The sequence below is a fragment of the Streptomyces capitiformicae genome, assembly GCF_002214185.1.
Lineage (GTDB): Bacteria > Actinomycetota > Actinomycetes > Streptomycetales > Streptomycetaceae > Streptomyces > Streptomyces capitiformicae.
The window spans coordinates 10,062,109-10,088,402 of sequence record NZ_CP022161.1; the positions used below are offsets into that span (position 1 = coordinate 10,062,109).

Sequence of the window (26,294 nt, forward strand, 5' to 3'; positions counted from 1 at the left end):
GGTCAGACGGCGCCGACTCCTGCCGGAGCGAGGAAGTCGACGGGGTGCTCCGTGACGCCGTCGAGCGCCAGGTCGGCGGCGATCTCGCCCATCGCGGGCGAGAACTTGAAGCCGCTGCCGGAGAAGCCGGCCATGACGATGATGTCGTCCTCGCCGGGGAGATGGCCGACGAGCGGGTTCCCGGACGTGGTGTAGCCCTCCATGTAGGCCGACATCCTGATGGGGTCGGGGTTCAGGTCGGGCATGAGTTCACCGATGAGGTCGCGGAAGATGCCGAGTTCCTCGGGGTGGACCGTGCGGTCGAGCCGTTCGGGCTCGGGCACGGGTGCATGGTATTTGAAGGAGAGACCGAGCTTGACGGAGATGCCGTCGGGCGACGGGATCCCGAAGCAGTCGTGGGGTGCGGCACGCACGAAGGAAGGGGCGCCGCCCGCGAACCAGTCGTGCCGGGTGGGCAGGTGCCAGGAGCAGATCACCCGGCGGATGTCGATGGCCTGGGGAAGGTCCGGGAGCAGGGTGTTGATCCACGGGCCCACGGTCACCACGGCGGCGTCCACGTGGTCCGTGCCCTGGTCGGTGACGACCCGCACCCCGCCGCCCGCCGCGGGGACGACCTCGCGCACCGTGGTGTAGCGGTGCAGCCGGGCTCCCAGCTGTTCGGCGCGGGCGGCGGCGGCCTGGATGGACGCCTCGGGTCTGATGACGGCGCCCAATCGGTCGAGGACGGCAGTGTGTCCGTCCGGGAGCCGGTGCTGGGGGTAGCGGCGGGCGAGTTCCTCCCGGTCCAGCACCTCGTGATCCAGCCCCTGGGCGGCGCTGGTGGACAGCAGAAGGCGCATGGACGGTGAGGCGGTCTCCCCCATCACGAGGCTGCCGCTGCGGCGCAGCAGCGACCGGCCCGTCTCCGCCTGGAGCTGCTCCCACATCCGGTCCGCGAGCCGCAGCAGCGGAACGTACCCGGGCTCGCCGAGGTGGGCGGCACGGTAGATGCGGCTCTCGCCCCCGGCCGCGCCGCGGTCGTGACCCGGTGCGTACCGGTCGTAGCCGATGACCTCGGCTCCGCGGGCGGCCAGTCGCCACATGGCCTGGCTGCCCATGCTGCCGGCGCCGATCACGGCGACGCGCTTGGGGATGCTCATGAGGTCGCTCCTTTCTTCCCATTTCGTCCCGTGAGAGTGGCGTTCACTATCAGCCCGGGAAACCTACAGGTCAACGCTGTTGTGCCACCTTGAGGAAGGGGGCGATGGCTCAGAGGAGCTCGATCAGCTTGTCGGTGAACTCGGCGGTGGTCGCGCATCCGCCCAGGTCACGGGTGCGGACATCGGTCTTGGCCAAGACCGCGGCGATCGCGTCCGTAATGTCCCTGGCCGCAGCTCGATGGCCGAGGTGGTCGAGCATCATGGCCGCGGACCAGATCGCACCCAGCGGGTTGGCGATGCCCTTCCCCGCGATGTCGGGCGCGGAGCCGTGCACCGGCTCGAACATCGAGGGGAAGTCCCGCTCGGGGTTGAGGTTGGCCGCCGGGGCGATACCGATGGATCCGGCGACGGCGGCCGCGAGGTCGCTGAGGATGTCGCCGAAGAGGTTGGAGGCGACGACGACGTCGAAGCGGGCCGGCTCGAGGACGAACTTGGCCGCGAGCGCGTCGATGTGCTCCTGGTCCCAGGCGACCTGCGGGAACGAGGCGGCCCGCTCGGTGACGAGCTGGTCCCAGAACGGCATGGTGTGGATGATGCCGTTCGACTTGGTCGCGGAGGTCAGGCGGCCGCCGCGCCGGGAGGCGAGCGTGAAGGCGTAGTCCAGCAGGCGGGTGACGCCGGCCCGGGTGAACACGGCCTCCTGCACGGCGATCTCGTCCGGGAAGCCGCTGTTGAGCCGGCCGCCGACCTCGCTGTACTCGCCTTCCATGTTCTCGCGCACGACGACGACATCGACCTCGCCCGGCCGTGCGCCGCGCACCGGACTGTCGATGCCTTCGAAGACACGGATGGGCCGGAGGTTGACGTACTGGCGGAAGCTGCGCCGGATCGGGATCAGCAGCCCCCACAGCGAGACATGATCGGGCACCCCCGGGTATCCCACCGCGCCCAGCAGGATCGCGTCCGCCTCGCGCAGCCGGTCGATCCCGTCGGCGGGCATCATGGCGCCCTGGCGCAGATACCGCTCGCAACCCCAGTCGTACGACGTGTAGGACAGGCTGAAGCCGTGGCGGCAGCCGAGCACATCGAGCACCTGCTGTGCCGGGGGCAGTACCTCGGCGCCGATGCCGTCGCCCGGGATCAGGGCGATCCGGTGGTTCGTCGTCATGGCGTCGATTGCAGCAGGGCGGTCGGTGGGGCGTCCAAGACGCAAAGCGGATCTGCCTTATAAGCGGGGCCTATCACCGGTCGGTGGCCGAGGTCGCGGCCGTGACGAACGCGGCGGCCGCCGGGGACAGGATGCCGCGGCGGGCGACGAGGGCGATGTCCAAGGTGTTCTCCGGCTCGATGTCCAGGACACGGGCGCCCAGCCGGCCGGCGAGGCCCCGCCAGGAATCCGTGACCACCGCCAGCCCCACCCCGGCCAGCACCAGGGGCATGAGCGAGACCCGGTGCTCGGTCTCGACGGCGACGGCGAAGTCGATGCCCTGCTCCCGCAGCGCGTCGACGTAGGCGCGCATCCCGGTACCCGACTGCCCGACGATCAGCCGCTGTCCCGCAAGCTCCCGGGCCTGCACCGCCCTCCGGCCGGCGAACGGGCCGTCGGCCGGCACCACCAGCACAAAACGCTGCCGCCCCAGCGCATGGGAGACGACCTCCTTGTCAGAAACAGGACCGGCGGACGCCAGGAGCCCCAGCTCCACCGCACCCGTGCGCACCATGTCGATCACATCACGCGACGTGAACGCGGCATTGATCGCCACCGAAACGCCGGGATAACGGCGGCTGAAGGCACTGACCATGCTCGTCAGCGGCTCCACCGCCTGCGACGGCATCGCCGCCACATCCAGGCGCCCCTCACGCAGCTCATGCACCGCCGCCACACTCGCCCGCGCCGTCTCCAGACTCCGCACGGCCTCCCGGGCGGGCTCGATCAGGGCCCTTCCCGCCTCCGTCAGCACGGCCCTGCGCCCGATGCGATGGAACAGCTCCGAGCCCAGATCACGCTCCAGCGCCCGCACGGCCTGCGACAGCGACGGCTGCGACACGTACAGAGCCGACGCCGCACGGTTGAACCCCCCACGATCAACAATCGCAAGGAAGTACTCCAACTGCCGAATGTCCATACGCGCCCTCTGCCCCGGTAGGAAATCAACCGACGACTCGATCGATCCCGACCATGGTGACGTGAAGGACCGCCTCGACGAAGTATGGGCGACCTCCTGCCCGCCTCAGGCGACGCGCGGCATCGGGCCCGCTGGAAGGTGGTCTACGGGCGGCGTGTCAGACCAGCCCGATCAGCCCGAGCCGGACGGCCTCCTTGACTGCGGCCGCGCGGTTCTCGGCGCCGAGCTTGCGGTAGATGCGGACGAGGTGGGTCTTTACCGTCGCCTCGGCCAGGAAGAGCGCAGCGGCTATCGCCCGGTTGCTGTGCCCCTGCGCGAGGAGCCGGACGACGTCGACCTCCCGCTCGCTGAGCGGCGGCTCGGCCGCGCGCCCCAGGACACTGGCGGCGGCCTCCGGGGCCAGCGCCAGACCCCCGGCCGCCGCGGCACCGCACCGCGCGGAACAGTTCCTCGGGCAGGTCCGCCTTGAGGACGTACCCCCACGCCCCCGCCTCCACGGCCCGCAGTACGTCGGCCTGGCTGCCGTAGCTGGTGAGCACGACGACCCGTACGCGCGCGTCGACATCGAGGATCCGGCGGGTCGCCTCGATGCCGTCACCCGCCGCGCCCGGCTCCCTCAAGCGCAGGTCCATGAGCACGACGTCGGGACCGAGCCGCTGGACCAGCCGCACTGCTTCGAGCCCGTCCCCGCTCTCGCCCACCACGTCGAAGCCGGGCTCGCCCTCCACCAGGGCGCGCAGACCGGCTCGTACGACGTTGTGGTCGTCGACGATCAGGATCCGCAGCGTTCAACGACGGGGTTGGTGTCCTGGGCCTCGTCCATGCCGTGCCTCGTCCGGTGCTGGCTCCTGCTCCTCCTGCGCGTCCTGAACCTCGCGTCGGGTCTTGCTGCCCTCCTTGTGGTGGGCTGGCCGAGCGTATGCCTCGCCGGTGGCGAGGACTCGCCCGACCTCGTGGCGGGGGGCTGGTCGCTGGTTCTTCGAACCGGGCGGCCGGCCGGGACCTGGGCGGGAAGGTTTCGGCGCACCGGCCGGGGAGCCGGCCTTCGCACACAGGTTTCTGAACCCCTGCGGACCCGGGCGGGCGTGAGCCTGCGGGGCCAGCCGCCAGAATGTGGCCGCGGTCCCGGCAGACGTGAGGATGCGGGCAGGCAGCCAGCGGTGCTCATTCCAGCAGCACAAATTCGTTCGGCGGGACCTCAGCCGTCCTCGGCCCAAGCCACGGGCGCAGACGCGGGGGCGGCATCGAGGCCGTGTCCGGCGAGCGCCTGGGCCAGCATCTGCTCCTGGCCGGGCGCCAGTTGCCCGTTGTTCAGCTTGGTGCGGGTCTTGGCGAGCCAAGGGCCGATCATGACGCGTTCGCCGTCGACCTCGATCCACTCGCGGGCGCCGGGCGTGCGCTGCCACCGCTCAAGGAAGAGGGAGAGGATCTGTACGGTCCGGGCGAAGGAACGCCGCCGCGCAGCGGGCGTCGCCGAGGGAGTCTGCGGACCGTCGAGTGTGACGTGGCCGGGGGTGAGACCGATCCGGGTGAGCAGGTCGCGCTGGGCGGGCTCGAGCCGGTTCCATGTGGCGAGCTGGCGGTGCAGCCAGCTGCCCGCTTTCACCTCGCCGATCACAGTGTCGCGGGTGAGGGCAGCGGGGTTGTGTCCGGCTTCGATGTGGCGGCGCAGGGCGTGGTACTTGCGGTGCCAGTCGGCGCCGTGCGGCAGGCGCCAGTGGGCGTCGAGGGCGGCCAGCTGGGCTGCGCGGCCGGGGGTGAGGCGGCCCTTGCGGGCCCGGGAGCGTTGGTCGGCGAGGAACTGGCCGCCGGGGGCCTGGGCGGGGATGGCGAGGTGGCCGTGTTCGGCCTGGTAGGCCTCGACGGTGGCGAGGTGGCCCTGCCAGGCGGCTTCGTGGTCGTCCCAGATCATGCCGAGTGCCTCGAGTTCGGCGGTCCATGCTGTGTCCAGGGCGCCGGCGCGGTGGGCGGTGCGCTGGCCGGTGATGAAGGCACCCAGCCGGTAGCCGTAGGCGTCCTCGTAGTCGGCCGGCACCCGCAGGTGGCCGTGTTCGGCCCGGTAGCGCACGGCGGCCGCCAGACCGGCACGACGGGGGGCGGAGAGGATGGCGTTGTCGGCGGGCCAGGCGATCAGGTCCATCGCCTGGGCGATGGTGTCGGGGTCGAGGGTGAAGTCGAAGCGGAAGCGGCGGGCGAGGAGCGTACGGGTGCCCTGCTCGAGGCGGTGCTTGGCGGTGGTGCGAGGGGCGCGGGCGGCGATGGTCTGGTCGTGGTGGCGCAGGGCTGCTGTGACGAGCCAGAGGGCTTCGTAGGGGGTGCCGAGGAGGTCGGTGGGGTCGGCGCCGTGGGGCACGTAGGCGGGGATGACGAGGCTGGCGGTCTTCGTGTCCTGGGTGGGGGGTTTGCGTAGCGCGCGGCCCAGGGCTTGGACGATGCGGCGGACGCTGGCGGTGCGGTCGGCGAAGACGACTGCGTCGACGGCCGGCAGGTCGATGCCCTCCCCCAGCACTTGGGCGTTGGTCAGTACGGCGCGGTCGGCGGTGGCGAAGTCCGTGAGGATGTCGTGGCGCTGGCCGGGGTTGTGGGCGCCGTTGATCGACTGGACGATCAGGTCGCTTGCCCAGGCGGGACGTCGGTCTTCGGCGAGGGTGCGCAGGGTGTGGGGGAACTGGCGGGCGAAGTCGGTGGCGTCGGCAACCTGCTGGAAGTACACGATCACGTGGTGAAGGTCGTGTTCGCCCATCGCCTTGAGGACCGCCAGGTGCAGTGCGGTGGTGCGGCGTGCGGTCGGGCCGAAGCCGGAGTGCGTGTCGGGGGCGGTCAGTTCGGTGCGCAGGTGGGTGTCGGTGATCGTGGGGACGACCAGCTGGTAGTCGGCGAGAACTCCGTCTTCGATGGCGTCCGCGTGGGTGTAGGTGTGCAGGCGGGGCCCGAAGGTTTTGGTGTCTGCCATGGAGGCGACGAGGGCGGGAGCGTCCCATGCGGGGGCGGTGGCGGCGGTGCGCTTGGGCTGAGGGCGGGTGGTGGGTGCTTCTGTCAGGCGTGGCGGGTCCCATTCGTAGGGGGTGGCGGTCAGGTAGAGCCGGCGGTCGGCGCGGATGCGGGTGTGGTCGTGCAGGACGGTCCAGTTCTTGTCCCAGCTGCCTGCTGTGCGGTGTGCCTCGTCCACGATCATGAGGTCGAAGGTCGGGGCGGGGGCGCGGGTGTGCTGGGTCTGTTCGATCTTCGCAAGGGAGTCGAGCGTCACGAAGACGGTGGCCTGTTCGTGCCGGGCCAGCCAGGTGGCCAGGAACTCCGGGTTGTTGGTGCTGTGGACCGCTGCTCCGGCCAGGACGGGGTGCTTGGCGGCGGCCAGGGAGGACACCGCCATCATCGGTTCCGGGCGTCCGTCGTTGCGGGCTGCCCGGGCCCACTGCGAGATGAGGTCCAGGCTCGGCACGGCGATCAGCAGGTGCTGGGCGTGAAGGGCTTCGGCGGTCCGCAGCGCGGTGAGTGTTTTGCCGGTGCCGCAGGCCGACACCATGTGTCCGCGGGTGTGTGCGCGTGCGAGGTGACGTGCCGCGCTGTCGACCGCCCGCTGCTGGTCGGGGCGCAGTGAGAGCCGGACGGGGCGCGTGCGGGAGATGGCGGAGATCTCAGCGATGGGCTCATCAGGGGAAGACATGGGGCAGGGTCCTCAGTGCGCGATGGAGCGTGGCCGGCGAGATTTTCGTGGGGGTGTGCCCTTCGCTGAGCAGTATTGCGGAGGCGGCGGCTCGATGGGCGTGGGTCGCGGCCGTGCGACATCAGGGGATGCTTCGGAGCCGGTCTTGGGTTAGGCTAACAGAGCTTCTACCAGGACTGCTTGGAGCATTCCCTCTTCAAGGGCAGTCCTGATTTCGGCTGCGGAGGGGTCCCCGGTGAGGCCGGTGCACAGGACCGCGCAGGGCTCGTTCTGCAGCATCTTCCACATCGCGTCGGACAGAACGGTATTGGGGACGCGGACAGTCTGCGTCTCTTCAGGGGCGGGGCCCTCGTGGTAGAGGCCCCTGAAGGTGCGGTCCTGGGTGACGAAGACTGCCTTCCACTTGTGGTGGGCCTCGGGGATGGTCTCGTTCTGCCAGGGCGGCCAGGTGAAGCGGCTTCGATCAACGTCGGCCCCGGCCGGGTCGGTGACGGTGCTCAGCACGATAACGATGACGCTGGTGCCCAGAATGATTTCGTTGACGAGGTCGGTCAGGCGGTTGACCTGCACCTGCGAGCTGGGAAGCGTGACGTGCGTGAGGCTCATGTCGAAGGCGGGCAGCCGACCGGGTGGGTGGGGCGGTGTCGTCATGATGCCGCAGTACTCCTGATTGAGGACGTCGGTTTCCCTGCTTCCACGCTGCGGTGGGTGCCGGTCGGGGAACCGGTGTCGGGGTTTGCCGGACAGCTGCGGCAGACACTGTCGCAAGGATCCGGGACGGCTCTTTGTACAAGGGGGCGGAGGAAGGCCCGGGCTTGCGTGGTCTGCCGGTGCGCACGGCGGTTCAGGGTGTGCTGTGCCGGTGGCGTGAGGTCCAGCGCATGTCGAGGGCTTCCAGGGCGTCCAGTTGTTCTCGCGAGAGGGTTTGCGGGACGCGTCGTTTCTCGGCGAGCCACCTTCCCAGCGCGAAGGCGGGGCCGTCTGCGCAGGTGTAGTTGTAGGGAACGTCCAGGTGATGGTGGCGGCGGCGGTAGGCGTAGGCGGCCTGCAGTCCTCGGGCGAAGGCCCACTGGGAGGCACCGCGGGGGCGGCGCAGCAGGAGGGCCAGGGGGTGCTCGATGGGCAGGTCGCCCAGGAGGTGGTGCTGGTAGGGCTCGAGCTTGTCGAGGTTGTCGATCTGCTGGGCCAGCCACTGGGTGAGCTGGTGGGCGGTGCCGGTGGGTTGGCGCGGGTCGGGGAAGATCAGGGTGTTGTCGCGTGCGGCGGTGTGGGCGCGGGCGTAGGTGCGTTTCCATTCGGCTCTGCCTTTGGCGTTCCACCAGGGGTAGATCTCGTTCAACGCCCGGTGATAGCAGTGGGGCAGGCGGCGTGCATTGGCTTCCTTTCGGCGCTCGGCGAGCCAGCGGCCCAGGTGCATGCCTTGGTGGTGTTCGGCCCACTGTGGTGCGAGGTGTCCGTGGCGGGTGACGTAGTCGCGGGCGATGAGGAGTTTTCGCTCGATGCTGTGCGGGGGGTGTTCCCAGATCATGCCGAGGGTGTCCAGGGCTGCGATGCGTTCGGGCAGGAGCAGGCCGTTCTTGCGCATGGACCGCTGCACGCCGATCCACCAGCCGAGGTAGAAGAAGCCGTCGTGCAGGTGGAGGCTGGGGACGTCGAGGTGGCCGTGTTGGGTGCGGAAGTCGGTGGCGACGTCGAAGGCTCCCTCCCAAACCCGGTTGGGTGCCATGACGTCGTTCAGGTCGAGGACGGGGATGATCTCGTCGGCGCGTTCGGGGGGCGGGGCGATCTGGGGGGCGGCGGGGTCGCTCGGGTACCGGAAGTGGTCGACGAGGTGGAAGGTGTGCTCGTCGTAGACGTCGAGGTCGATGAGAACCCGGTAGATCAGGTGGAAGGCGGTCTTCTTGACTGCCTCCTCGAGGGTTTCACCGGGGGCCATGTAGATGGGGATGACGATGGTGGAGATCTTGTTGTCGCCGGGGGTCTGGCGCAGGGCGCGTCCGATGGACTGGATGATGTCGATGGTGCTGGTCTTGGGGTGGGCGAACAGCAGGGAGTCGATGGCGGGAATGTCGACGCCTTCGGCGCAGCAGCGGCAGTTGGTGAGGACGGCGCGCCGGGGCGGCTGCTGTGAGGCGGGAGTGTTCAGTGGTGTGTCGGCGAAGGCGGTGAAGTTCTTGTGGCGTTCGAAGGGGGTCTGCCGGGAACTGACGGTGCCGACCTGCAGCGGGGTGCGGTAGGCCGCAGGCATGAGAGCTGCGGTCTCGTGGAGCGTTTCCGCGAAGACTTCCGCCGCGTCGATACAGGGGTGGAAGGTCAAGGTGCGGCGCAGGTCGTAGCGGTGCTGCGCGACCAGCAGGGCGACTTGGGCGGCTGCGGCACGCAAGGCTTCGCCGGTCCAGGTGTTGGTGGGGAGCCGTTTCAGAAGGCCGCGGAGGTCTTCGTCCCTGATGACGACGCCGGCGATGCGGTAGTCGGCCAGGAGCCCCTCGTCGATCGCTTCTCTCAGGGAGATGCGGTAGACGACGGGCCCGTAGATGCTCACGTCGTCCATGGAAGCGATGATCGTGTCGGTGCTGATGCCTTTGGCGCGGGCCTTTTTCTCGTCGAAGACGCGGGGCGTCGCGGTCATGTAGAGGCGGTGGCGGGCGGGGAGCTTGTCGTCCTGGTGGACGTGGGCCCATGGTTTGTCGTAGTCGCCGGCGGTGCGGTGGGCTTCGTCGGCGACCACGACGTCCCAGCGGGGCAGGTGGAAGTCGCGGTGGGCTTCGACCACCTTGTCCAGGGAGTCGTAGGTGCAGAACACGTTGAGCGGTCCGTGAGTGTCGGCTGCCTGCAAGGCCAGTTCGTCACCGGTGTGGACCAAGGTGAGGATGCCGGCCAGGTCCGGGTCCGCTGGTTTGTCTGAGGAGCAGACGCCGAGGTAGCGGCCGGGACGTCCTTCGCGGTGCCATACCGCGGCGGTCTGCTCGAGCAGCCGCAGGGAGGGCACGACTACCAGGGAGACGCCCTCGGGCGCGGTTTCCTGGACGGCGTGCAGGGCCACCAGGGTCTTTCCGGTGCCGGTGGCCATGACGACGGTGACGCGGCGATAGCCTTCGATGAAGCTGCTCACGCAAGCGTCTGCGGCGCTCTGCTGACGTCCGCGCAGGCGCGTCTTCAGGCGAGGGGCAGTGGCAGTTACTGTCGCAGCCGGGCGGATGCGCGTCGTCGTGGCCATGGTCCTCCCCCGTGTGACGGCATGCGTGAGCACCTGGTTCACAGGGTGGAAGGGGTGTGCGGGGCTGCGGCAGGACGTTCGCCTGGGTTCACCCGAACGAGTGCTGGCGTCCTTGACCGCGCGCTGCCGGGCCGGTCACGGTGCCGATAGTGGCGGCTTCGGCGGAAGGACACCTGTGCTGGACGATCCCGGCCTGTACGGGCCTCGCAGGGCACTGCCGTTGCGTGTGGGGCCGGTGGCGGGTGAGTCGACGGGGTCGTTCGTGAACCGGCTCGCGCACGGAAACGGCCTGGGTCTGGCCGACTTCCTCGACCGGGTAGGGCAGGGCGAGTCATCCGCGGATCCCGAGCGGGTGGAGAAGTATCCGCAGTGCACCGAGATGTACGTGAACGAGGCGGGGCTGCGCTTTCTGGGCGTCCTGGCTGACCGGGCGCCCGGTCTTCTGCAGCGGGATCTGCCCAGTCTGGGCTCAGGCCGGCTGCTGGCGGGCGGGCCGGAGGAAGCGGCGCAGTGGAGGTGGCCCTGGGAGCCGCTGGCGGGGCATCTCGTGCGGTACTGCCCGCCGTGCGGTGATGACCTGGGTGTCGGGGAGGCGGTGTGGCTGATGTCGCCGGACAGCTGGCAGGTCTGTCTGCGGCACGGTTCCTGGTCGGACGACTCCCGCGGCCGTGGTCCGGACTTCGTGCGGCTGGCCGAGCTGCCCGAGACGATGACGGCGCACCGCGCGCGGCAGGCCCTGGCCGCACGGTGGGGGCGGGCCGGTGAGGAGTTGTTCGCCGATGCCTTCCAGGTGGCGGTGTACTGGTGGACGCGGATGCCGGACACCGTGTGCTGGGTGCGGCGGGCCTGGACCGCTGGGCTGGACGCGCGGGAGATGCGGGCGGCCCCGCTGGTGATCTACCCGGAGGCGGCGGAACTCGCGCAGGCCATGGTGGACTTCGAACGGGCGGGGCAGCGGGATGCGGCGGACCGGGCCCGATGGCTCGCGGGCGTGGAACGGTTGATGGCCGGGTGGGGGGTGGACGTGGCGGAAGGACGTCAGGCGTTGCTGGTGTGGCTGGGGCGCCACCGTATGGGGCCGCCCGCGCCGGCCCGCCCAGCGGGGCGGCGTCACCTCACGCTGGCGTTGGGGCACTACCGGGTCGTGTCCCGGACTGGTTCGGTTCACCAGCGCTCGTGCCTGACCTGGCAGTTGGGTATGTCGGCCGCCGATATGTAGGCCACATACGAGTGGGGGCCCAGAACCGTATGGTTTTGGGCCCCCACTCTGCAGTAGCGGGGACAGGATTTGAACCTGCGACCTCTGGGTTATGAGCCCAGCGAGCTACCGAGCTGCTCCACCCCGCGTCGGTTCGCACCACGCTACGCCATGGCGGCAGGCGTTGAAGACCATTTTTCTGCCGGTCGCCTGGTTTTGTTGACGGGATCCGACACCACTTGTTGCTCAGGGCCGAGAACGCCTCGCTTCAGCTGAGGGCGATGTCTGTGAGTTCTGGCAACGCCCGGGAGCTTGCGGTGGGAGCACGGACGTGCTCTGCGGGATGAGGCTGATCGCGCCCGCGTGAGATCGCCATGGGTTCAGGCATGAACGGACGTCAGGCCCGCATGGTCGGAGGGCCGCGCACTTCTAGACGGAAGTCATGCGTTCCTGGACGAAAGACGGATGCCCGACCGCAGGCGGTCTCTCTAGCGTCGACAGGACCGGTGACGACCCGGACCCCTGAATTACTACGCAAAGGATCCTCATGTCCGCACCGTCCGCCCCTGCTGCACTGCCGCGGTTTCGGCACCGCTGGGCGGCGGTGGCCGGCCTACTCGTGCTGTCCCCGATCAGCGCGGAGTACCTCATCGGCTACGGCGAAAGCACTGGTCGGCCACTGGAGTTGCTGGCGGGCCTGCTCATCCTCGCGCCGCTCTACGGAACCGTCGCCGTGCTCATCCGCGAGATCACTCGGCGCACCGGTCGTGGCTGGCCGACGATCCTGCTGTTGAGCGCGGCCTTCGGGGTGATCCAGGCCGGTCTGATCGACCAGACCCTGTTCGACAATGACGTCGACGCCGATGGCCCCGACTGGGCGACCCAGGCGCTGGTCACCCTCATCCCGGGCCTGGGGGTCGATGCGGCGAGCCTGCTGAACTATGTCGGGGGGCATGTGATCTGGAGTTTCGCCGCTCCGATCGCGGTGGTCGAATCCTGTGCCCCGCGCATCGCGAACCGGCGGTGGCTGGGCCCGGTCGGCGTCGGCGTCATGGTGCTGCTGTGGGCGCTGAGCGCCGCGTTGATCTACAACGACACGGCGGCAGACTCCACCGCCAGGCCGGCGCAGCTCATCGGCGCCGCCGTGGTCGCCATCGCCCTGATCGCCGCCGCGCTCACCGTCCGACCCGCGAGGAGCTCATCATCTGCGAAGGTGCCGTCGTGGTGGCTGGTCGGCGGTGTCACAGGGGTCGCATGGTGCGCCAATCAGCTGCTGCCGGCGACCTGGGCGGGGGTGACGGTGAACGTGGTCGCCATGGTCGTACTCGGCTGGCTGCTGCTGCGCTGGTCGCGTCGGCATGGCTGGGGCCGTCGGCACGTACTGGCCGCCGCGGGCAGTGCCCTCGTCGTCCGCGCCGGGCTGTCATTCCTGGTCGAACCGCTCGGCGACAACGTGGATTTCACGGTGAAGTACATGGTCAACGCCGCGATGCTCGGTGGGGTCGCCGCCCTTCTCCTCATGGCCGCCCACCGTCTGCGGCGACAGGAGTCGAGCGCATGCTGACCGTTCGCGGCATCTCCTACCTGGTCGGCGAGGCGGGCACCGCTGACGTGCGGCGGGACATGGAGGTCATCGCCCGGGATCTGCACTGCACTACGGTGATGCTTATCGGGGACGGGAAGCGGTTGATCGATGCAGCCCGCACCGCCCTCGAGACCGGTCTCGGCGTCTACATCCGGCCCCACGTTCCCGAGCTGCCTCAGCCGAAGCTGCTGGAGCACCTGGACGCCGTCGCCGAGGCGGCCGAAGAACTTCGCCGGGAACACCCGGACCGGGTGACGCTCCTGGTCGGCAGCGAGTTCTCCCACACCGTGCCCGGCATCGTCCCCGGACCTCGCTCGTTCCTGCGCTTGAAGCTCATCGTGCGTTTCCAGCGCGTGCTGCGGCGCAGGATCGACCGGCGGCTCCACCGACTGCTCACCACCGCCGTGACCACCGCGCGGCGACGCTTCCGCGGGCCGGTCACCTACTCCGCGGCCGGGTGGGAACACATCGACTGGTCGCTGTTCGACCTGGTCGGCGTCAGCTTCTACCGTTCCGGCCGCAACCACCCGACCTACGCCGACCGCCTGCGCAGCATGGTGCGCGAGCACGACAAGCCCGTCGTCATCACCGAGTTCGGGTGCGGTGCCTTCACCGGAGCCGACCAGCGGGGAGCCGGTTCCTTCTGGATCGTCAACTGGTTCGCCGTACCCCCTCGCATCCGCGGCGACCACCCCCGCGACGAGGCCGTCCAGGCTGGCTACCTCGGCGAACTCATCGACCAGTACAACGCGGAGGGCCTGCACGGCTGCTTCGTGTTCACCTTCGCCATGCCTGACTTCCCGCATCACGACGATTCTCGTCTCGACCTCGACAAGGCCGGCTTCGGGGTCGTGGCGGTGACCGGCGACGGTGCGTGCAGACCCAAGGAGTCGTTCCACGAGGTCGCGCGACGCTACGGCGACATAGCCGCGGAGGAATGACCGCGTGAGATGAGCGGCCAGGCATCCACCGAACCCCCGAATGAGCCACGCAAACATCGCACTTCGAACCAGCGACGCGGGTCCAAGACCAACCTCGCAGGGCATCTGGAGCACCAGCGTTGCTGATTCTCATCGACATTTTCGGGCCCTGTGATCGCTGAGTGCTGCCCGAAATCGTCGACAAACGTTGCCCGCTCCAACTTACAGAACCAGTCGCCGGCTGCTACGCGGCGAAGCCGATGTTTTTGACGTACTCGTACTGGCCCCACTGGGAGCCCAGGTCGGGCAGGACATCGGCGGTCCAGGCGTCGTCCAGGCCTTGGTGGTCGCCGGCCGCCCAGGATCCGACGATCTTGTCCCAACGGCGCACGTTCATCGTCCGGTGTGCCACCACCCGCTGGAGCTGGCGCGCCACGCCGGACTGGTCGAGGGGGTGGATCTCCACGCGAGTGCCGCGGCCCTCGCGGTTGAGGCGAGCGGTGAGGTGGCGGGCGACGTTGCGGCGCCGCACCGCCCGGTAGGCGGCGTCGATGCGTTCCAGATTGGCCTTCGAGGGACGGCGTGTGCCCTGCAGCCATGCCTTCAGCGTGCGGTCGCTCACGGTCAGTCCGGCGTCCTTGGCGGCCTGCCAGGCCCTGTCCGACGTCGTCAGGTAGTGCAGGCGTGCCATCAGGCCACGCCTGGCGGTCACCGGGGTGGCGATATGAGCGGCGAGCCGGTCGAGCTGGCGGGCGACGGCTTCGCTGCCCTTGATCCCGCTCGCACCGAACTTCCCGAAGTCGATGTTCTTCTCCGGCATCTACTGCTCCTGCCCCGTGCCGGCTTCGGTGCCGGTCCCGGCGGTGTACGTGTCCTTGACCTTGACCTCGGTAACCGAGCGGCCTTCGGGAAAGACACGGCGCCAGTCTCCGATGACGTGGAGCTCGTCGGTTCCCATCGCCCGTACGACCGTCAGCCCCCCGTCGTGGGCCTTGAGCGCCTTCATCCAGAGGTTGGCGAAGGCCTGGGAGCGGATGATGTGCATCCAGTCCGGGCGGTAGAGCTCCCGGTTGTAGTTCGACTCCCCCATCGTGGACACGAACTTGGAGTACATCGCCTTCACGTACTCCAGCGTCAGCTCGTCGCCGCCTGCGATCGCGGTGTCGCGGGCGTCCTTGAGGGCGATCCGGAACTTCTCCAGGAGGTTCTCGGTGGCGCCCGAGGTGTACGACTCGTGGATCTCGGGCGGCTCACACAGACGGTGCTTCGGGCCGGACAGGCGCAGCAGCACGCGCAGGGTCGGTTCGGTGACCCACAGAGGGCCTGGTTCGTCGCGCTGGCCGATCGGGTTGGGCAGCACCGCGTCGTGCTCCCAGACGGGCGGGGTGATCAGGTGGACACCGGCGCGACGCCGGTCATGCGCGAAGCCCGTGGAGTGTTCCAGCTGGCCGAGCGGAAGGTGGGTCTTGAGGGCGCTCAAATAGGCGCCGTTGATGTCGAGCGCGGTGACGTCGTGCTTCCCGGGCGGCAGTCCGGGCCGCGTCCACTTGGGGCGGGCTTCCCAGATCTGATCGGCGCCCTTGGACGTCGGCTTCTTGAGGATGTCGGGGATCCAGGGGTGAGCGATCACGTCGTAGCGGGCGCCCTTGCGGGTCTCGTCCAGCAGACGCATCGCCTCCGGGATGGCCCGCTTCAGCAATGCGGCGCTCGCGGCTTCGACGTCACCCTGGTGCTCGGCGAGCGCAGCGCGAACCGCTTCCTGGATCAAGTCGCCCGGCCCGGACGGCTCCTGGAACGCCCGCCCGCGCAGGGGCGCACCTTTCCCGCCGACCGGGCGGGGCGGGCGTACTCTACGCGGCTCGTGGGCCTGGGCAGACGGCGCGGCGGGCTCGCGTTTCGGGGTTTCGACAGGGGTCGCCTGGCAGTCGGAGGGGTCCAGGTGCTGAGCGAACCCCGCCACGCGTTGTTCGGCGGGACGGCCGCACAGCACACACGGCTCGGGCACGGCGAGCAGCTCCACCTCGTCCTCGTCCTGGCCGGCTTCCGGCGAAGACGCAGAGGTGACGGCCGCCGCAGCAGCGTCTGACGCCATGGGCTGCTCGGCCAGCTCCGCCCTGTTCTCCGTATCGGTGGCGAGCTTGGCGTTCAGCCCGTCCAGCAGATATGCATACTTGGCCCGGGCCTCGCCGGCAGGGTCCCGGCCGCTCTCCCATCCACTGAGGGTGGACGGGCTCACGCCGAGCGCGCGGGCCACCTGCGCCTTGGACAGCCGGGCCCGCTCCCGCAGCTCGCGGCGCACCTGGCAGGGCGGAAGTTGGGCCTGCGGCCCGACGGCGTCGAGCAGCGAGTCGATCGCGTCGAAGTCACTCACCGGCTCGTCCTCTTCGCCTCGGCCCGGGCGGAACGGCGCCTGTCGGCGGGCAGCACCTCACACGCTCTGGTCGGACCCGCCAGCAGGTCCAGCGCGCCGATGCCGTAGTGCTCGGCCAGGACATCGACGTCACGCAGGCTCCACGAGACGGCACCCGACTGTCTGCGCGACACCTGTGTCTGCGTCAGTCCCAGCACCCCCGCAACCGACCGCTGCGAGTCACCCGTCACCTGCATCAACGCGGCCACCGTCAGCCGCAACGACTCCTCCAAGGCCAATCCCATACCCCCAGTGTACCCGATTCGATGCAACTTTCGCATCATGAATAGTTAATTGCTATCAGCGATGCATAGAGGCTTCACCTGCTCGGAGCCGAGGGCCCTCGCTATGGCGGTCTCTCACCCGGGCCGACAGGTCAGCGATGAGGACCGCTTTACTCACGCGGAATCCGGCGGGCCGCGCGCCGGGCGTCCCGCCTCGCCTGGCGGGCCTCTTCAACCGCCCGATCGGACAGGCACCGCGGGCACACGAGGTCCAGGACACGGCGGCGCAGGGCCCGGCGCAGCCGGGGCCCGGGAGGCAGCGGCCACCCACGGCAGTGACGGTGCACCGTACGCGTGCGGGTGCCCAAGAGTGCAGCGACCACGGAGGCGTTGCCGGCGTAGGCGGCCAGGAGGAATGCCATCTGGGCCTGGTGGCCGGCCGGGAACCGCGCGGCGGACTCGGCCTGCTCCTCCGGGTGGAAGAAGGCGTCGTGGCGCTCGCAGCGCGGCGCCTTCCTGCTGTTCCGGGCGATGCCCGGCGCGCTGATGTTCATGACTTCAGGAGCCTGCCCGGGGCCGCCTGTGGACAGCGGACGGCCTGGAAGCCTACTGCAGTTGGCGGACCACGCCGCCCAAGTCCACCCCCTCCCGCCCGCCGTCGTCTTGCGCGGGTAGCGCGTTGGGCCTGTCCGCGGCACCGCTTCAGTCGGCGCCCCGGTTGCGGAGGACGCCGCATACGCCACGCTCTCCCGCGTTCCGCCAACGGGCGGGAAGGAATAGCGGCTTCCAAGGGGATGTCAGCCCACGGACCAGGCTGATGTCCTTCCGCGCTTCTACTACGTGTTCGCCCGCGCCAACAGCTCCCGTTGAAGTTTCCCCGTGATCTTGGACACTCGTTCGTTATGCCGCGAGGGCGTGTTGGTGCCGCTGTCTGGTCTCGGCCGGTGTGGAACCGGAAGGCCCTCACCTGTTCAAGATCCCTCAGCCGAGACCTGGCTCACCCGTCCACAACCTCCCGGGACAGAACAGCTAGCGCGTGACCGCTGCTGGGCCGGCCGCCCCGACCAGCTGCGTTGCGGCTGTTCTGGCGGCCTCCGTCACCAGGTGGGGCACCTGTTCGTCGACGAGTTTCAGGCCGAGTTGCACCACTCCCAGGCTCGCGGTGGACCAGTCCGAGACCCGGATGGGGGCGGCGATGCCGATCGCGCCCTCCTGGATCGAGCCCAGGCTGACGGCGTAGCCCTGACGGCGTGCCTCGCGGACGGCGTCGGTGTCCTCGGCGCTGTCCGGCCTGCCGGCGAGGATGGCGATTCCGTCCGCGCCGATGGTCAGGTCGTGCCGGGCGCCTTCCCGCATGGCCAGGTGCATGGTCGAGTTCGGTGGTTCCGCCGTGAGCAGGATCAGGGCCTGGTCGCCGTCGGCCACGCTCAGCAGCGCCGTGCTGTTGGTCCGCTCGCTGAGCCGTCGCAGAATCGGCAGCACGGTGGCCTGCAGTCGTGGTTTGAGCTGCCCGGCGAGTTCGGCCACGCCGAATCCGAGGATGTATCTCGTGCCGATACGGGCGACGAGACTGTGCGCCTCCAGGGTGCGCAGAAGACGGTAGACGGCCGCTCGGGCGATGCTCAGCTGCTCGGCGAGCTCCGCCGCCGTGAGGCCGTCGGCGTTTCGGGCGAGCAGTGACAACACCGTCAGCCCGCGGTCAAGAGTCAGGGACGTTTCCCCGCCGGTCGCCGCCACGTTCGTCTCTCGCCTCCTGCCTTTCCGTGCCGCACATCATGTCACGGCGGTCAGAACGCTCGTATGCCGCCGCCCCCTTGACCCGGCGTCACCCTTATCCCTATGGTTTCAAATATCGTCCACATAGAACGGTAATCGTACTCATGCTAGCACGCGCAGAGGCCGAACGGCTGGTCAGCACGGTTCCGACGGAGCCCTACTTCGCCGGACGATGGGACAGCAGTCAGAGCATCGACACCTTCGACGTGATCGACCCGGTGACCGAGCGGCGGCTCACGTCCGTGGCCGCGGCAGGGGCCCGGGAGGTGGACAAGGCCGTTTCCCACGCCCGGTCCGCCCTGGACGAGGGGGTGTGGGGGAGGACGGACGGAAGCGACAGGGCGCGACTTCTGCACCGCCTGGCCGATCTGATCGAGGCGCGGAGCGAGGAGTTCGCGATCCTGGAGTCGCTGGACATCGGCAAGCCCGGCTTCGAGCCGCGAGCCATCGACCTGCCCCAGGCGATCCAGACCTTCCGCTACTTCGCCGGCTGGGCCGACAAGCTGGAGGGCCGCTCCGTCCCCACGTCCGCGTACATGGGCCGCCCCACGCACAGCTACACCGTGCGCGAACCGGTCGGAGTCGTCGCGGCCATCACCCCCTGGAACTCCCCGACCATGATCGGGGCGTGGAAGATCGCGCCCGCGCTCGCCGCGGGCTGTGCCGTCGTCCTGAAGCCTCCGGAGGACGCACCCCTCACCTCCCTTCTCCTCGCGTCGCTGGCCGAGGAAGCCGGGTTCCCGGCCGGGGCGTTCAGTGTGCTGCCCGGGCTCGGAGCCGTGACGGGCCAGGCGCTCATCGATCACGCCGGGGTGGACAAGATCTCGTTCACCGGAAGCCCCGAGACGGGATACAAGGTGGCCGTGGCGGCCGCGAAGGGATTCCGCCGTACGACGCTGGAACTCGGCGGCAAGAGCCCCCAGATCGTCTTCGGGGACGCGGACCTGGACGAAGCGGCGCAGGGAGTGGCGGTCGGTATCTTCGCCAACCAGGGCGAGGTGTGTGCCGCGGGCAGCCGGATCCTCGTCGCCCGTTCCGTGTACGACGAGTTCGTCGAACGGCTGGTGGCGCGGGCGCGCGACATCAAGGTCGGCGATCCGTTCGACGAAGGCACCACGATGGGCGCGCTGATCAACGCACGGCAGTTGGAGCGCGTTTCCGGTTACATCGCGGCTGGAGTCGACGAGGGCGCCCGCCTGGTCACCGGGGGCGGCCGACCGGAGGGTAAGGGTTTCTTCATCGAACCGACGCTGTTCGCCGAGGTCGACAACACCATGACGATCGCCCGGCGGGAGATCTTCGGTCCCGTGGGCGCCATCATCCCCTTCGACGCGGAGTCCGACGCGATAGCGACGGCCAACGACAGCGACTACGCGCTGGCCGCCACCTTGTGGACCTCCGATGTCAGCAGGGCACACGAGGCCGCTCGCCGGGTGAAGGCCGGAGCGGTCGCGATCAACGGCTGGGCGCCGCTCGACCCCCGCCTGCCGTGGGGCGGTTCCAGGCTCAGCGGCCAGGGACGGGAACTGGGCTGGGCCGGTATCGAGGCGAACACCGAGGAGAAGACGGTCACCGCCGTCCTCTCGTACACACCGGCCAAGTGAACAGGCGCCCCTGGGCGCCGTCGTCATGATCGAACATCAGGGCTTTGGAAGGGGTTTTCCGTGTCAGCACATGTGTTGGTCGTCTACTACAGCGCCACCGGGTCCGTGCACCGGCTCGCGCAGGCGGTGACCGAAGGAGCGGAATCGGCAGGCGCCGAGGTACGGCTGCGCAGGGCCGCCGAACTCGCCCCCGCCGAGGCGATAGCCTCTAATCCGGACTGGGCCAGGCATCACCAGGAGACGGAATCGACCGTCGAGGTGGTCGAACTCGCCGACCTGGAGTGGGCCGACGGATACGCCTTCGGCACACCGACGCGTTACGGCGCGCCGGCGGCGCAGCTGAAGCAGTTCATCGACTCCGCCGGGAGCCTCTGGCACGAAGGGAAGCTGTCGGACAAACCGGTGACGACGTTCGTCTCCTCGGCGGAGCAGCACGGCGGCCAGGAGTCGACGATCCTGTCCCTGAACAATGTCTTCTACCACTGGGGCGCGGTCATCGTCCCCCTCGGCTACACCGACGACATCGTCTACGCGGCAGGTGGCAACCCGTACGGGACGTCATGGCCCGCCGGCTTCCCCTCGACACCCCCGGACGAGGTCACACTGGACTGCGCCCGCTTCCAGGGAGCCCGGTTGGCGCGGTTCGCGGCACTGCTCGCGGCGGAGAGGGCACAGGCGTCCGCCGCACAGGGCTGAGCGGGCGGGCCGAGGACGCCTCGAGGGAAGATCGTGATCCTCCCGACTCGCCGCAACGCCGGCAACTACTGTTGCGAGCATGGTCGAACACGATGCCCTCAGTGCCACCCGCGACGCCTACGACGATGTTGCCCCCACGTACGCGCAGATGTTCCGCGACACGTTGCGCGACAGGCCCCTGGACCGCGCGATCCTGGCTGCCTTCGCCGAGGTCGTACGCGAGAACGGGAACGGGCGGGTCGCGGACGTGGGGTGCGGACCCGGTTATGTCACCGCTCATCTGCACGAGCTGGGCCTGGCGGCATTCGGTCTCGACGCCTCTCCCGCGATGATAGAGCTGGCTCGGCAGGCCTATCCGGACCTGCGGTTCGACGTGGGCTCCATGGCCGCTTTGGACATCGCCGACGGCGTGCTGGGCGGCGTCCTCTCGCGCTGGTCCATCATCCACACTCCGCCGCGGGAACTCCCCGCCATACTGACGGAGTTCCACCGTGTGCTGGCGCCCGAAGGCAGTCTCCTGATCGGCTTCTCGGCGAGCGAGGGCCCGTCCCACCCGACACAGGGCTTCGATCACACCGTCGCGCCCGCTTATCGGTGGTGGCCCGATCACCTCGCCGCGATGCTGCGCGAGTGCGGGTTGGAGGAGGTGGCCCGGATGGTTCGCGAGCCTCAGCCGACCGACCCGCGGCAGTTCCAGGAGGTGCACCTGCTCGCCCGCAAGGCGTAGACGGCGCCTCATGATCGGGCGACCACCGCACGCACGCCCGGCAGCACCGCGCCGACGGGAAACTCGGAGGCTCCCTGGGAAGCCTGAACCGCAAGATCCAATCCCGCCGGGGCGGCCGGCACTTGATCGGCGCCCGCCTCGACACGCCTGCGCCGCCTGGGAGCCCCAGGGGGCGAAGCTGGGTCTTGGGCCCGCGCGTCGGCGGAACTGCTCCGAGCACTGGGCGTCACCGTGTACGACCCGGACATCGTCATCGCCCGCGTGCTCCTGCTCGTGCAGCCCGTGGTGGCGTCGGGGGTAAGCGCTTGTCGGCTACCGGGGGCGTGGCCCTGGACGCCCTCGTCCTGAACGGATGGCCGCCAACCTCGTGGACGACGGCCCGGGGCATCTGGGCCGCCGCCCCTGATCTGGCGTTCCAGCGCTTTCACCGCCTGCCAGGGTGGGTGTGGGGCAGTGGCACCTCTCGAGCGGGGTCAGTCCGTGTCGAGGGGAATGCGCAGCCGTACCCGGTAGCCGCCCTCCGCGGTCGGGCCCGCCTCCAGGACGCCGCGCAGGATGTCGGCCCGTTCCCGCAGACCGACCAGGCCCTGCTGTGAACCGGGCAGGGCAAGGGAGGGACGCGTGGGCGCGGTGTTGGTGACGGTCACTCCCACGGTGTCGCCGTCCTGCCACAGCTCGGCGCGGGCCGAGGCGCCGGGAGCATGCTTGCGGACATTGGTCAGCGCTTCCTGGACCGTACGGTAGACGGCCCGCTGGGCGGGTGTGCTCACCGTGGGCGGAAGCTCACCCGTGAGCTGTGCGTGAGTGCCGCTTGTTTCCACGAGTTTGCGCAGGTCGGCCAGGGTGGGCTGAGGAGTCAGCTCGGTGGCGTTGCCGCCGGAGGCGCGCAGCAGGGTGACCATGGTGCGCAGTTCGTCGAGTGTGGTGACGCTCAGCGAACGGATCGTGCGGGCGGCCTCTTTGGCGTTCGCATCCTTGGTGGCGACCTGCAGGGCTCCGGCCTGTACGGCGATCAGGCTGACCTGGTGGGAGACCACGTCGTGCATCTCGCGGGCCAGCTGGGCGCGTTCGCGGGCGAGCACGGCCTGGGCGTGCAGGGTCCGCTCGTGTTCCCTGGCCTCCTCGATCTCCTCCAGGCGTCGCGCCAAGTCCCGATGCGCCTGGAGGAGTTGACCGAACAGGACCGGGGCGGAAGAGGTCGCCAGGCTGTACACCAGGGCGACCAGCGTCATGGTCCGACCGACCTCGGCGACGCTGACCAAGGGCCACGGAATGCTGCTCGCGAAGGCGGACAGGGCGACGCACCCCGCGAGGAGAGGGCGGTTGCGGGAGCGTTCGGCCAGAGTGAACAGGGCCACGAGCGGAGCGACGGCGACAGGCTGCGTCAGCGCGGCCGGCAGGGTGAGCAGGAAGACGCCGAGCGGGAATCTGCGCCGGAAGGCGAGCGCCGCGCAGCCGAGCGCGGCCACCGCGATGCCGAGAGGTGTGTCGTCCCACAAATTCAGTGACAGGTCCACGGCTGCCACCGCCACCAGGACGACGTCGACGACCGGTGCGGGCACACGCTGCCACAGTGCGCGTTCGCGATTCATTCTGCGGCCTCGTGGTCCGGGCGCGCGTCGAGCAGCCCGGCCCGCTGCGCGAGCAGCGCGGCCTGCACCCGGCTCGTCACCCGAAGCTTGGTGAGGATGGCGCTGACGTGGTCCTTGACCGTGCCGGCACCCAGGTGGATGCGGGCCCCGATGTCGGCGTTCGACATCCCCTCCGCCACCAGGACGAGGACGTCACGCTCGCGGGCGGTCAACAGCCGCACCCGGACCGCCTCCTCGTCGACGGCGGCCTCGGTGCCGGGATGACTGTGCAGCAGCGTCCGCGACGCCTTGGGGGACAGCACCACGCCGCCCGCGGCGAGCGTGCGCACCAGCTGGGCCAACTGCTCCGGCTCGGTGTCCTTGAGCAGGAAGCCCGCCGCCCCCGAGTGCAGCGCGGTCAGGACGTACTCGTCGGCGTCGAACGTGGTCAGCATCGCCACGACCGGCGCGTCCGGCATCGTCCGCAGCTCGCGCAGGACGGTCAGCCCGTCGACGTCCGGCATCCGTATGTCCAGCAGCACCACGTCGGGCCGCTCCCGGCGGACGGTCTCGACGGCGTCGCCGCCGCTCGCGGTCGCGACGACCTCGATGTCCTCGGACGCGCCGAGGATGAGTCCGAATCCTGACCGGACCAGGGCCTCGTCGTCCACCACCACTACCCGGATCACGTGCGTTCCGCCTCACCTTCGTCCATGCCTTCACGCCCTTGGCTCGACCTTAAGGTCCCGGAGAGCCACCCTGCCCCGACAGGTCGCGGCTCCAGCCACACGGCGGGGTATCACCCGCCGGTCGGCAGGGCCGTCCCAGGCGTCAGCCGATACTCGCCGGCTCTCCCGTTTCCCAGGCCGATGGTCATGACACAGTCCGCGGCCGCCTCGGACTTGGCGCCGTCGCCGAACGTGCCGAAGGCGGTGCCGCAGGCGAGAACGCCCGCGGCGATCAGTGCCAGCGGAGCCCCACCACCAAGCCGAGCCCGCGCCTGCGGTGCCGGGCGGCCTGCTGTCGTGCCGTCATTGCTCGTCCGTTCCGGAAGATCGAGCCGGCGTCTCCCTCAGTGGCCGTCGATGGGCCGGAGGTTGCCGTGCTTCACGCGATCTTCACAGGAACGGTCAGCGTCTGATCGCGGGGGCGACGGGTGCGCCCCGTGCCGGTCGAGGACAAGGCGAGCCGTACGGGCCATGGCCTCGTCGACCATCTCCCCTCGGAACGTCACAGCGCCCGTCCCGTCCCGCTGGGCCGTCTCGACCGCCGCGATCAGGTCCGCGCAGCGGGCGAGTTCGGCGGGGCTGGGAGCGAACACCTCGTTGATCACGGGGACGTGGGAGGGATGGATCGCCATCATCCCCTCGTAGCCGAGGGAGCGGTTCTGCTCGGCGAAGGCGCGCAGCCCCGCCAGGTCGCCGATACGCGTCCACAGTCCGCCGACCGGGCACGGCACTCCGGCTGCCCTGACGTCCAGCAGAACCCGGGAGCGCAGTGCCACCGTTTCGGTTCCCTCAGGGGACCAGCGGTAGCCGACGGCACGTTCCACATCGCCACCGGGGGCGGTGAGAGCGCCCAGGTAGGCGATGCGCGAGGCGGCTCGCGCGATGTCGTAGGCCTCGCGCAGGCCACGGGCCGTCTCCAGCAGGGGCACCAGGGCGACCCGTCCCGGCGACAGGCCTTGCTCCTGTTCGCACCAGGTCAGCAGCCGGTCGGCGAGCTTCACGTCCTGGGCGGAGCGGACCTTGGGGAGCACGATGCCGGCGAGCCCGGGCCGTACGACCGCGCGCAGTTCCTCGGCCCCCGCCCAGCCGTCCAGCGGGTTGACACGGACGAACAGTGCCATCCGTCCCACGTGATCGGCCCGCGCGATGGCGTCGGCCACCTGTGCACGGGCGGCGCGCTTGCCCGAGGCGGGCACCGCGTCCTCCAGGTCGAGGACGGCCGCATCGGCGCCTGCCGCCCGCGCCTTGGGCAACCAGTCGGTTCTGGTGCCCGGGACGAAGAGCAGGGAGCGCAGCGGGGGCCGGTCGCGCGCTCCCGCGTCGCCCCCGGGAGAGCTCTGCGCAGACGCCTCAGATGACATCGCTCTGCTCCAGGTCGGCCAGTTCGTCCGCACTGAGTCCGAGCCACTGCCCGTAGACCAGATGGTTGTCCTGCCCGAGGGCGGGCCCCGTCCGCCAGATCCGGCCGGGCCGCCGGCGGAAATGCGGGATCACCGCCTGCATACGCACCGGACCGAGGTCGGGGTCATCGACCGTGACGATGTCTTCCCGTTCGGCGTACACGGGGTCGGCGGCGATGTCCGCCGCGTCGAACACCCGTGAGGCCACGACCTCGGCACGGGCGAACGCGTCGAGGCACGCGCCGGTGCCGCGCTCCGCCACCCAGTTCCGCAGACCTTCGTCCAACTCCCCGCGCCTGTCGTACTGTTGTTCCGCCGTGGCGAACTCCTTCTCGGGGAGCCCCAGCAGGCGGGCCACGTTGCGGACCGAGCGCAGCGTCGCGGAGGTCACGGTGATCCACTCACCGTCGCGGGTGCGATAGGTGTTGATCACGGCGCCGGGAGCGACCGCCAGTTGGTTGCCGGAGCGTTCGGGCACGCGTCCCAACTGGTCGTGGACGATGACCTGCCACTCGACCAGACGGAACAGGGACTCGAAAAGGGCGAGGTCGATCCACTCGCCGTCGAACCCGGGGTCGTGGTCGCGGCGGTGGAGGGCGGCGAGGACGGCGTAGGCGCCCATCAGACCGGTCACGGCGTCACCGTGCGAGAAGCCGGTGTGGACGGGCGGGCCGTCGCGAAAACCGGTCAGGTGGACGACACCGCTGCGTGCCTCGCCCATCTTGCCGAAGCCGGGGGCGTCCGCCTGCGACGAGGTGGCACCGAAGCCGGAGATCTGCAGCAGCACGGCCCGGGGGTTGAGCCGGTGCACGGAGTCCCAGTCGAGTCCCCAGTCGCGCAGGCGTCCGGCGCGCAGGGTGACGATGACGACGTCCGCCCAGGCGACGAGCCGGCGAGCCACACTCCGGCCGGCCTCGTGGTGCAGATCGAGCGTGACGGAGCGCTTGTTGCGGCCGGCGACCTTGAACCACAGGGGGACACCGTCACGTCGGGGGCCCATGGCACGGGCCGCGTCGCCGGCTCCGGGGGGTTCCACATGGACGACGTCGGCCCCCTGGTCGGCGAGCATCGAGCCCGCCAGCGGCCCGGCCACCACATGGGCGAACTCGACCACTCGCAGCCCCTGCAACTGCCCCCGTCCGCCGCTGTTCCGCTCGTCGTCCGACACCGATGCGCTCCCTCACGGTCGTTGCGGTCCCGAACCTCAGACTGCCGGAGCGGAGAAATGCCTGTCGAGCAACAGAAGGCCATCAATCAATGCGGAAAACGCATGAATCGGAGAGGGCGTACGCGGCCTCATGCCCACGAA

Annotated in this window: 21 protein-coding genes, 1 tRNA gene and 2 pseudogenes; 6 read left to right on the forward strand and 18 right to left on the reverse strand. The window is 69.8% G+C overall.

What is annotated here, in order from left to right; translation table 11 throughout:
• Window positions 1–2 precede the first annotated feature (2 nt).
• From solA to CES90_RS45240, 8 genes and pseudogenes are all read right to left on the reverse strand, one after another.
• Window positions 3–1,139, reverse strand: a complete 1,137-nt coding sequence (solA, locus tag CES90_RS45210) for an N-methyl-L-tryptophan oxidase (RefSeq protein ID WP_189788637.1) — start codon at window positions 1,137–1,139, stop codon at window positions 3–5.
• 109 nt (window positions 1,140–1,248) lie between these two features.
• The gene (locus tag CES90_RS45215) at window positions 1,249–2,307 is read right to left on the reverse strand and encodes a tartrate dehydrogenase (protein ID WP_189788636.1); all 1,059 of its coding nucleotides are present in this window, start codon (window positions 2,305–2,307) and stop codon (window positions 1,249–1,251) included.
• A gap of 73 nt (window positions 2,308–2,380) precedes the next feature.
• On the reverse strand, window positions 2,381–3,265 hold the full coding sequence (locus CES90_RS45220) for a LysR family transcriptional regulator (protein WP_189788635.1): 885 nt from the start codon (window positions 3,263–3,265) through the stop codon (window positions 2,381–2,383).
• A gap of 157 nt (window positions 3,266–3,422) precedes the next feature.
• A pseudogene (locus CES90_RS45225) lies at window positions 3,423–4,050 on the reverse strand (response regulator transcription factor).
• 3 nt (window positions 4,051–4,053) lie between these two features.
• Window positions 4,054–4,415: pseudogene (locus CES90_RS51785) on the reverse strand (hypothetical protein); the annotation flags it as partial.
• Between the two features lie 48 nt (window positions 4,416–4,463).
• Window positions 4,464–6,929, reverse strand: a complete 2,466-nt coding sequence (locus CES90_RS45230) for a DEAD/DEAH box helicase (protein WP_189788634.1) — start codon at window positions 6,927–6,929, stop codon at window positions 4,464–4,466.
• 150 nt (window positions 6,930–7,079) lie between these two features.
• Window positions 7,080–7,580, reverse strand: coding sequence for a hypothetical protein (locus CES90_RS45235; protein WP_189788633.1), 501 nt, complete (start codon window positions 7,578–7,580; stop codon window positions 7,080–7,082).
• Window positions 7,581–7,773: 193 nt separating this feature from the next.
• The gene (locus CES90_RS45240) at window positions 7,774–10,146 is read right to left on the reverse strand and encodes a DEAD/DEAH box helicase (protein WP_189788632.1); all 2,373 of its coding nucleotides are present in this window, start codon (window positions 10,144–10,146) and stop codon (window positions 7,774–7,776) included.
• A gap of 175 nt (window positions 10,147–10,321) precedes the next feature.
• On the opposite strand from CES90_RS45240, the gene CES90_RS45245 reads away from it, so the two are divergent.
• Entirely contained in the window at window positions 10,322–11,365 is a 1,044-nt protein-coding gene (locus CES90_RS45245; RefSeq protein WP_189788631.1) for a TniQ family protein, read from the forward strand.
• 54 nt (window positions 11,366–11,419) lie between these two features.
• Here the strand turns inward: CES90_RS45245 and CES90_RS45250 are convergent.
• A tRNA-Met gene (locus tag CES90_RS45250) sits at window positions 11,420–11,493 on the reverse strand.
• 398 nt (window positions 11,494–11,891) lie between these two features.
• Here CES90_RS45250 and CES90_RS45255 point away from each other — a divergent pair.
• The gene (locus CES90_RS45255; RefSeq protein WP_189788630.1) at window positions 11,892–12,908 is read left to right on the forward strand and encodes a hypothetical protein; all 1,017 of its coding nucleotides are present in this window, start codon (window positions 11,892–11,894) and stop codon (window positions 12,906–12,908) included.
• The gene (locus CES90_RS45260) at window positions 12,902–13,870 is read left to right on the forward strand and encodes a glycoside hydrolase family 113 (RefSeq protein ID WP_189788629.1); all 969 of its coding nucleotides are present in this window, start codon (window positions 12,902–12,904) and stop codon (window positions 13,868–13,870) included. Before CES90_RS45255 ends, CES90_RS45260 begins: the two co-directional genes overlap by 7 nt.
• A gap of 223 nt (window positions 13,871–14,093) precedes the next feature.
• Here the strand turns inward: CES90_RS45260 and CES90_RS45265 are convergent, their stop codons facing one another.
• From CES90_RS45265 to CES90_RS45285, 5 genes are all read right to left on the reverse strand, one after another.
• Window positions 14,094–14,669, reverse strand: a complete 576-nt coding sequence (locus CES90_RS45265) for a transcriptional regulator (RefSeq protein ID WP_189788628.1) — start codon at window positions 14,667–14,669, stop codon at window positions 14,094–14,096.
• Window positions 14,670–16,220 carry a helix-turn-helix domain-containing protein gene (locus CES90_RS45270; RefSeq protein ID WP_189788627.1) on the reverse strand — a complete coding sequence of 517 codons (1,551 nt, stop codon included), beginning with the start codon at window positions 16,218–16,220 and terminating at the stop codon, window positions 14,670–14,672.
• The gene (locus CES90_RS45275; protein WP_189788626.1) at window positions 16,217–16,504 is read right to left on the reverse strand and encodes a helix-turn-helix domain-containing protein; all 288 of its coding nucleotides are present in this window, start codon (window positions 16,502–16,504) and stop codon (window positions 16,217–16,219) included. Before CES90_RS45275 ends, CES90_RS45270 begins: the two co-directional genes overlap by 4 nt.
• A gap of 149 nt (window positions 16,505–16,653) precedes the next feature.
• Window positions 16,654–17,037, reverse strand: a complete 384-nt coding sequence (locus CES90_RS45280; protein WP_189788625.1) for a hypothetical protein — start codon at window positions 17,035–17,037, stop codon at window positions 16,654–16,656.
• A gap of 475 nt (window positions 17,038–17,512) precedes the next feature.
• A complete protein-coding gene (locus tag CES90_RS45285; RefSeq protein ID WP_208921597.1) occupies window positions 17,513–18,220 on the reverse strand; it encodes an IclR family transcriptional regulator in 708 nt (235 codons plus the stop codon).
• Window positions 18,221–18,363: 143 nt separating this feature from the next.
• Between CES90_RS45285 and CES90_RS45290 the strand changes: the two genes are divergently transcribed.
• The 3 genes from CES90_RS45290 (at window position 18,364) to CES90_RS45300 (ending at window position 21,286) form a co-directional block, all read left to right on the forward strand.
• Window positions 18,364–19,863: an aldehyde dehydrogenase family protein gene (locus CES90_RS45290; RefSeq protein WP_208921599.1), complete on the forward strand. Its 1,500-nt coding sequence runs from the start codon at window positions 18,364–18,366 to the stop codon at window positions 19,861–19,863.
• A 60-nt stretch (window positions 19,864–19,923) separates the two neighbouring features.
• Window positions 19,924–20,559 carry an NAD(P)H:quinone oxidoreductase gene (wrbA, locus tag CES90_RS45295; RefSeq protein WP_208921601.1) on the forward strand — a complete coding sequence of 212 codons (636 nt, stop codon included), beginning with the start codon at window positions 19,924–19,926 and terminating at the stop codon, window positions 20,557–20,559.
• A 79-nt stretch (window positions 20,560–20,638) separates the two neighbouring features.
• Window positions 20,639–21,286: a class I SAM-dependent methyltransferase gene (locus tag CES90_RS45300; protein WP_208921603.1), complete on the forward strand. Its 648-nt coding sequence runs from the start codon at window positions 20,639–20,641 to the stop codon at window positions 21,284–21,286.
• 473 nt (window positions 21,287–21,759) lie between these two features.
• Here the strand turns inward: CES90_RS45300 and CES90_RS45305 are convergent, their stop codons facing one another.
• The 4 genes from CES90_RS45305 to CES90_RS45320 form a co-directional block, all read right to left on the reverse strand.
• Complete coding sequence (locus CES90_RS45305; RefSeq protein ID WP_208921605.1) at window positions 21,760–22,878, reverse strand: sensor histidine kinase; 1,119 nt, start codon at window positions 22,876–22,878, stop codon at window positions 21,760–21,762.
• Complete coding sequence (locus CES90_RS45310; protein ID WP_208921607.1) at window positions 22,875–23,546, reverse strand: response regulator; 672 nt, start codon at window positions 23,544–23,546, stop codon at window positions 22,875–22,877. The genes CES90_RS45305 and CES90_RS45310 overlap by 4 nt, the downstream gene beginning before the upstream one ends.
• A 383-nt stretch (window positions 23,547–23,929) precedes the next feature.
• The gene (locus CES90_RS45315; protein ID WP_208921609.1) at window positions 23,930–24,946 is read right to left on the reverse strand and encodes an HpcH/HpaI aldolase/citrate lyase family protein; all 1,017 of its coding nucleotides are present in this window, start codon (window positions 24,944–24,946) and stop codon (window positions 23,930–23,932) included.
• A complete protein-coding gene (locus CES90_RS45320) occupies window positions 24,936–26,153 on the reverse strand; it encodes a CaiB/BaiF CoA transferase family protein (protein ID WP_208921612.1) in 1,218 nt (405 codons plus the stop codon). Before CES90_RS45320 ends, CES90_RS45315 begins: the two co-directional genes overlap by 11 nt.
• Window positions 26,154–26,294: the final 141 nt, after the last annotated feature.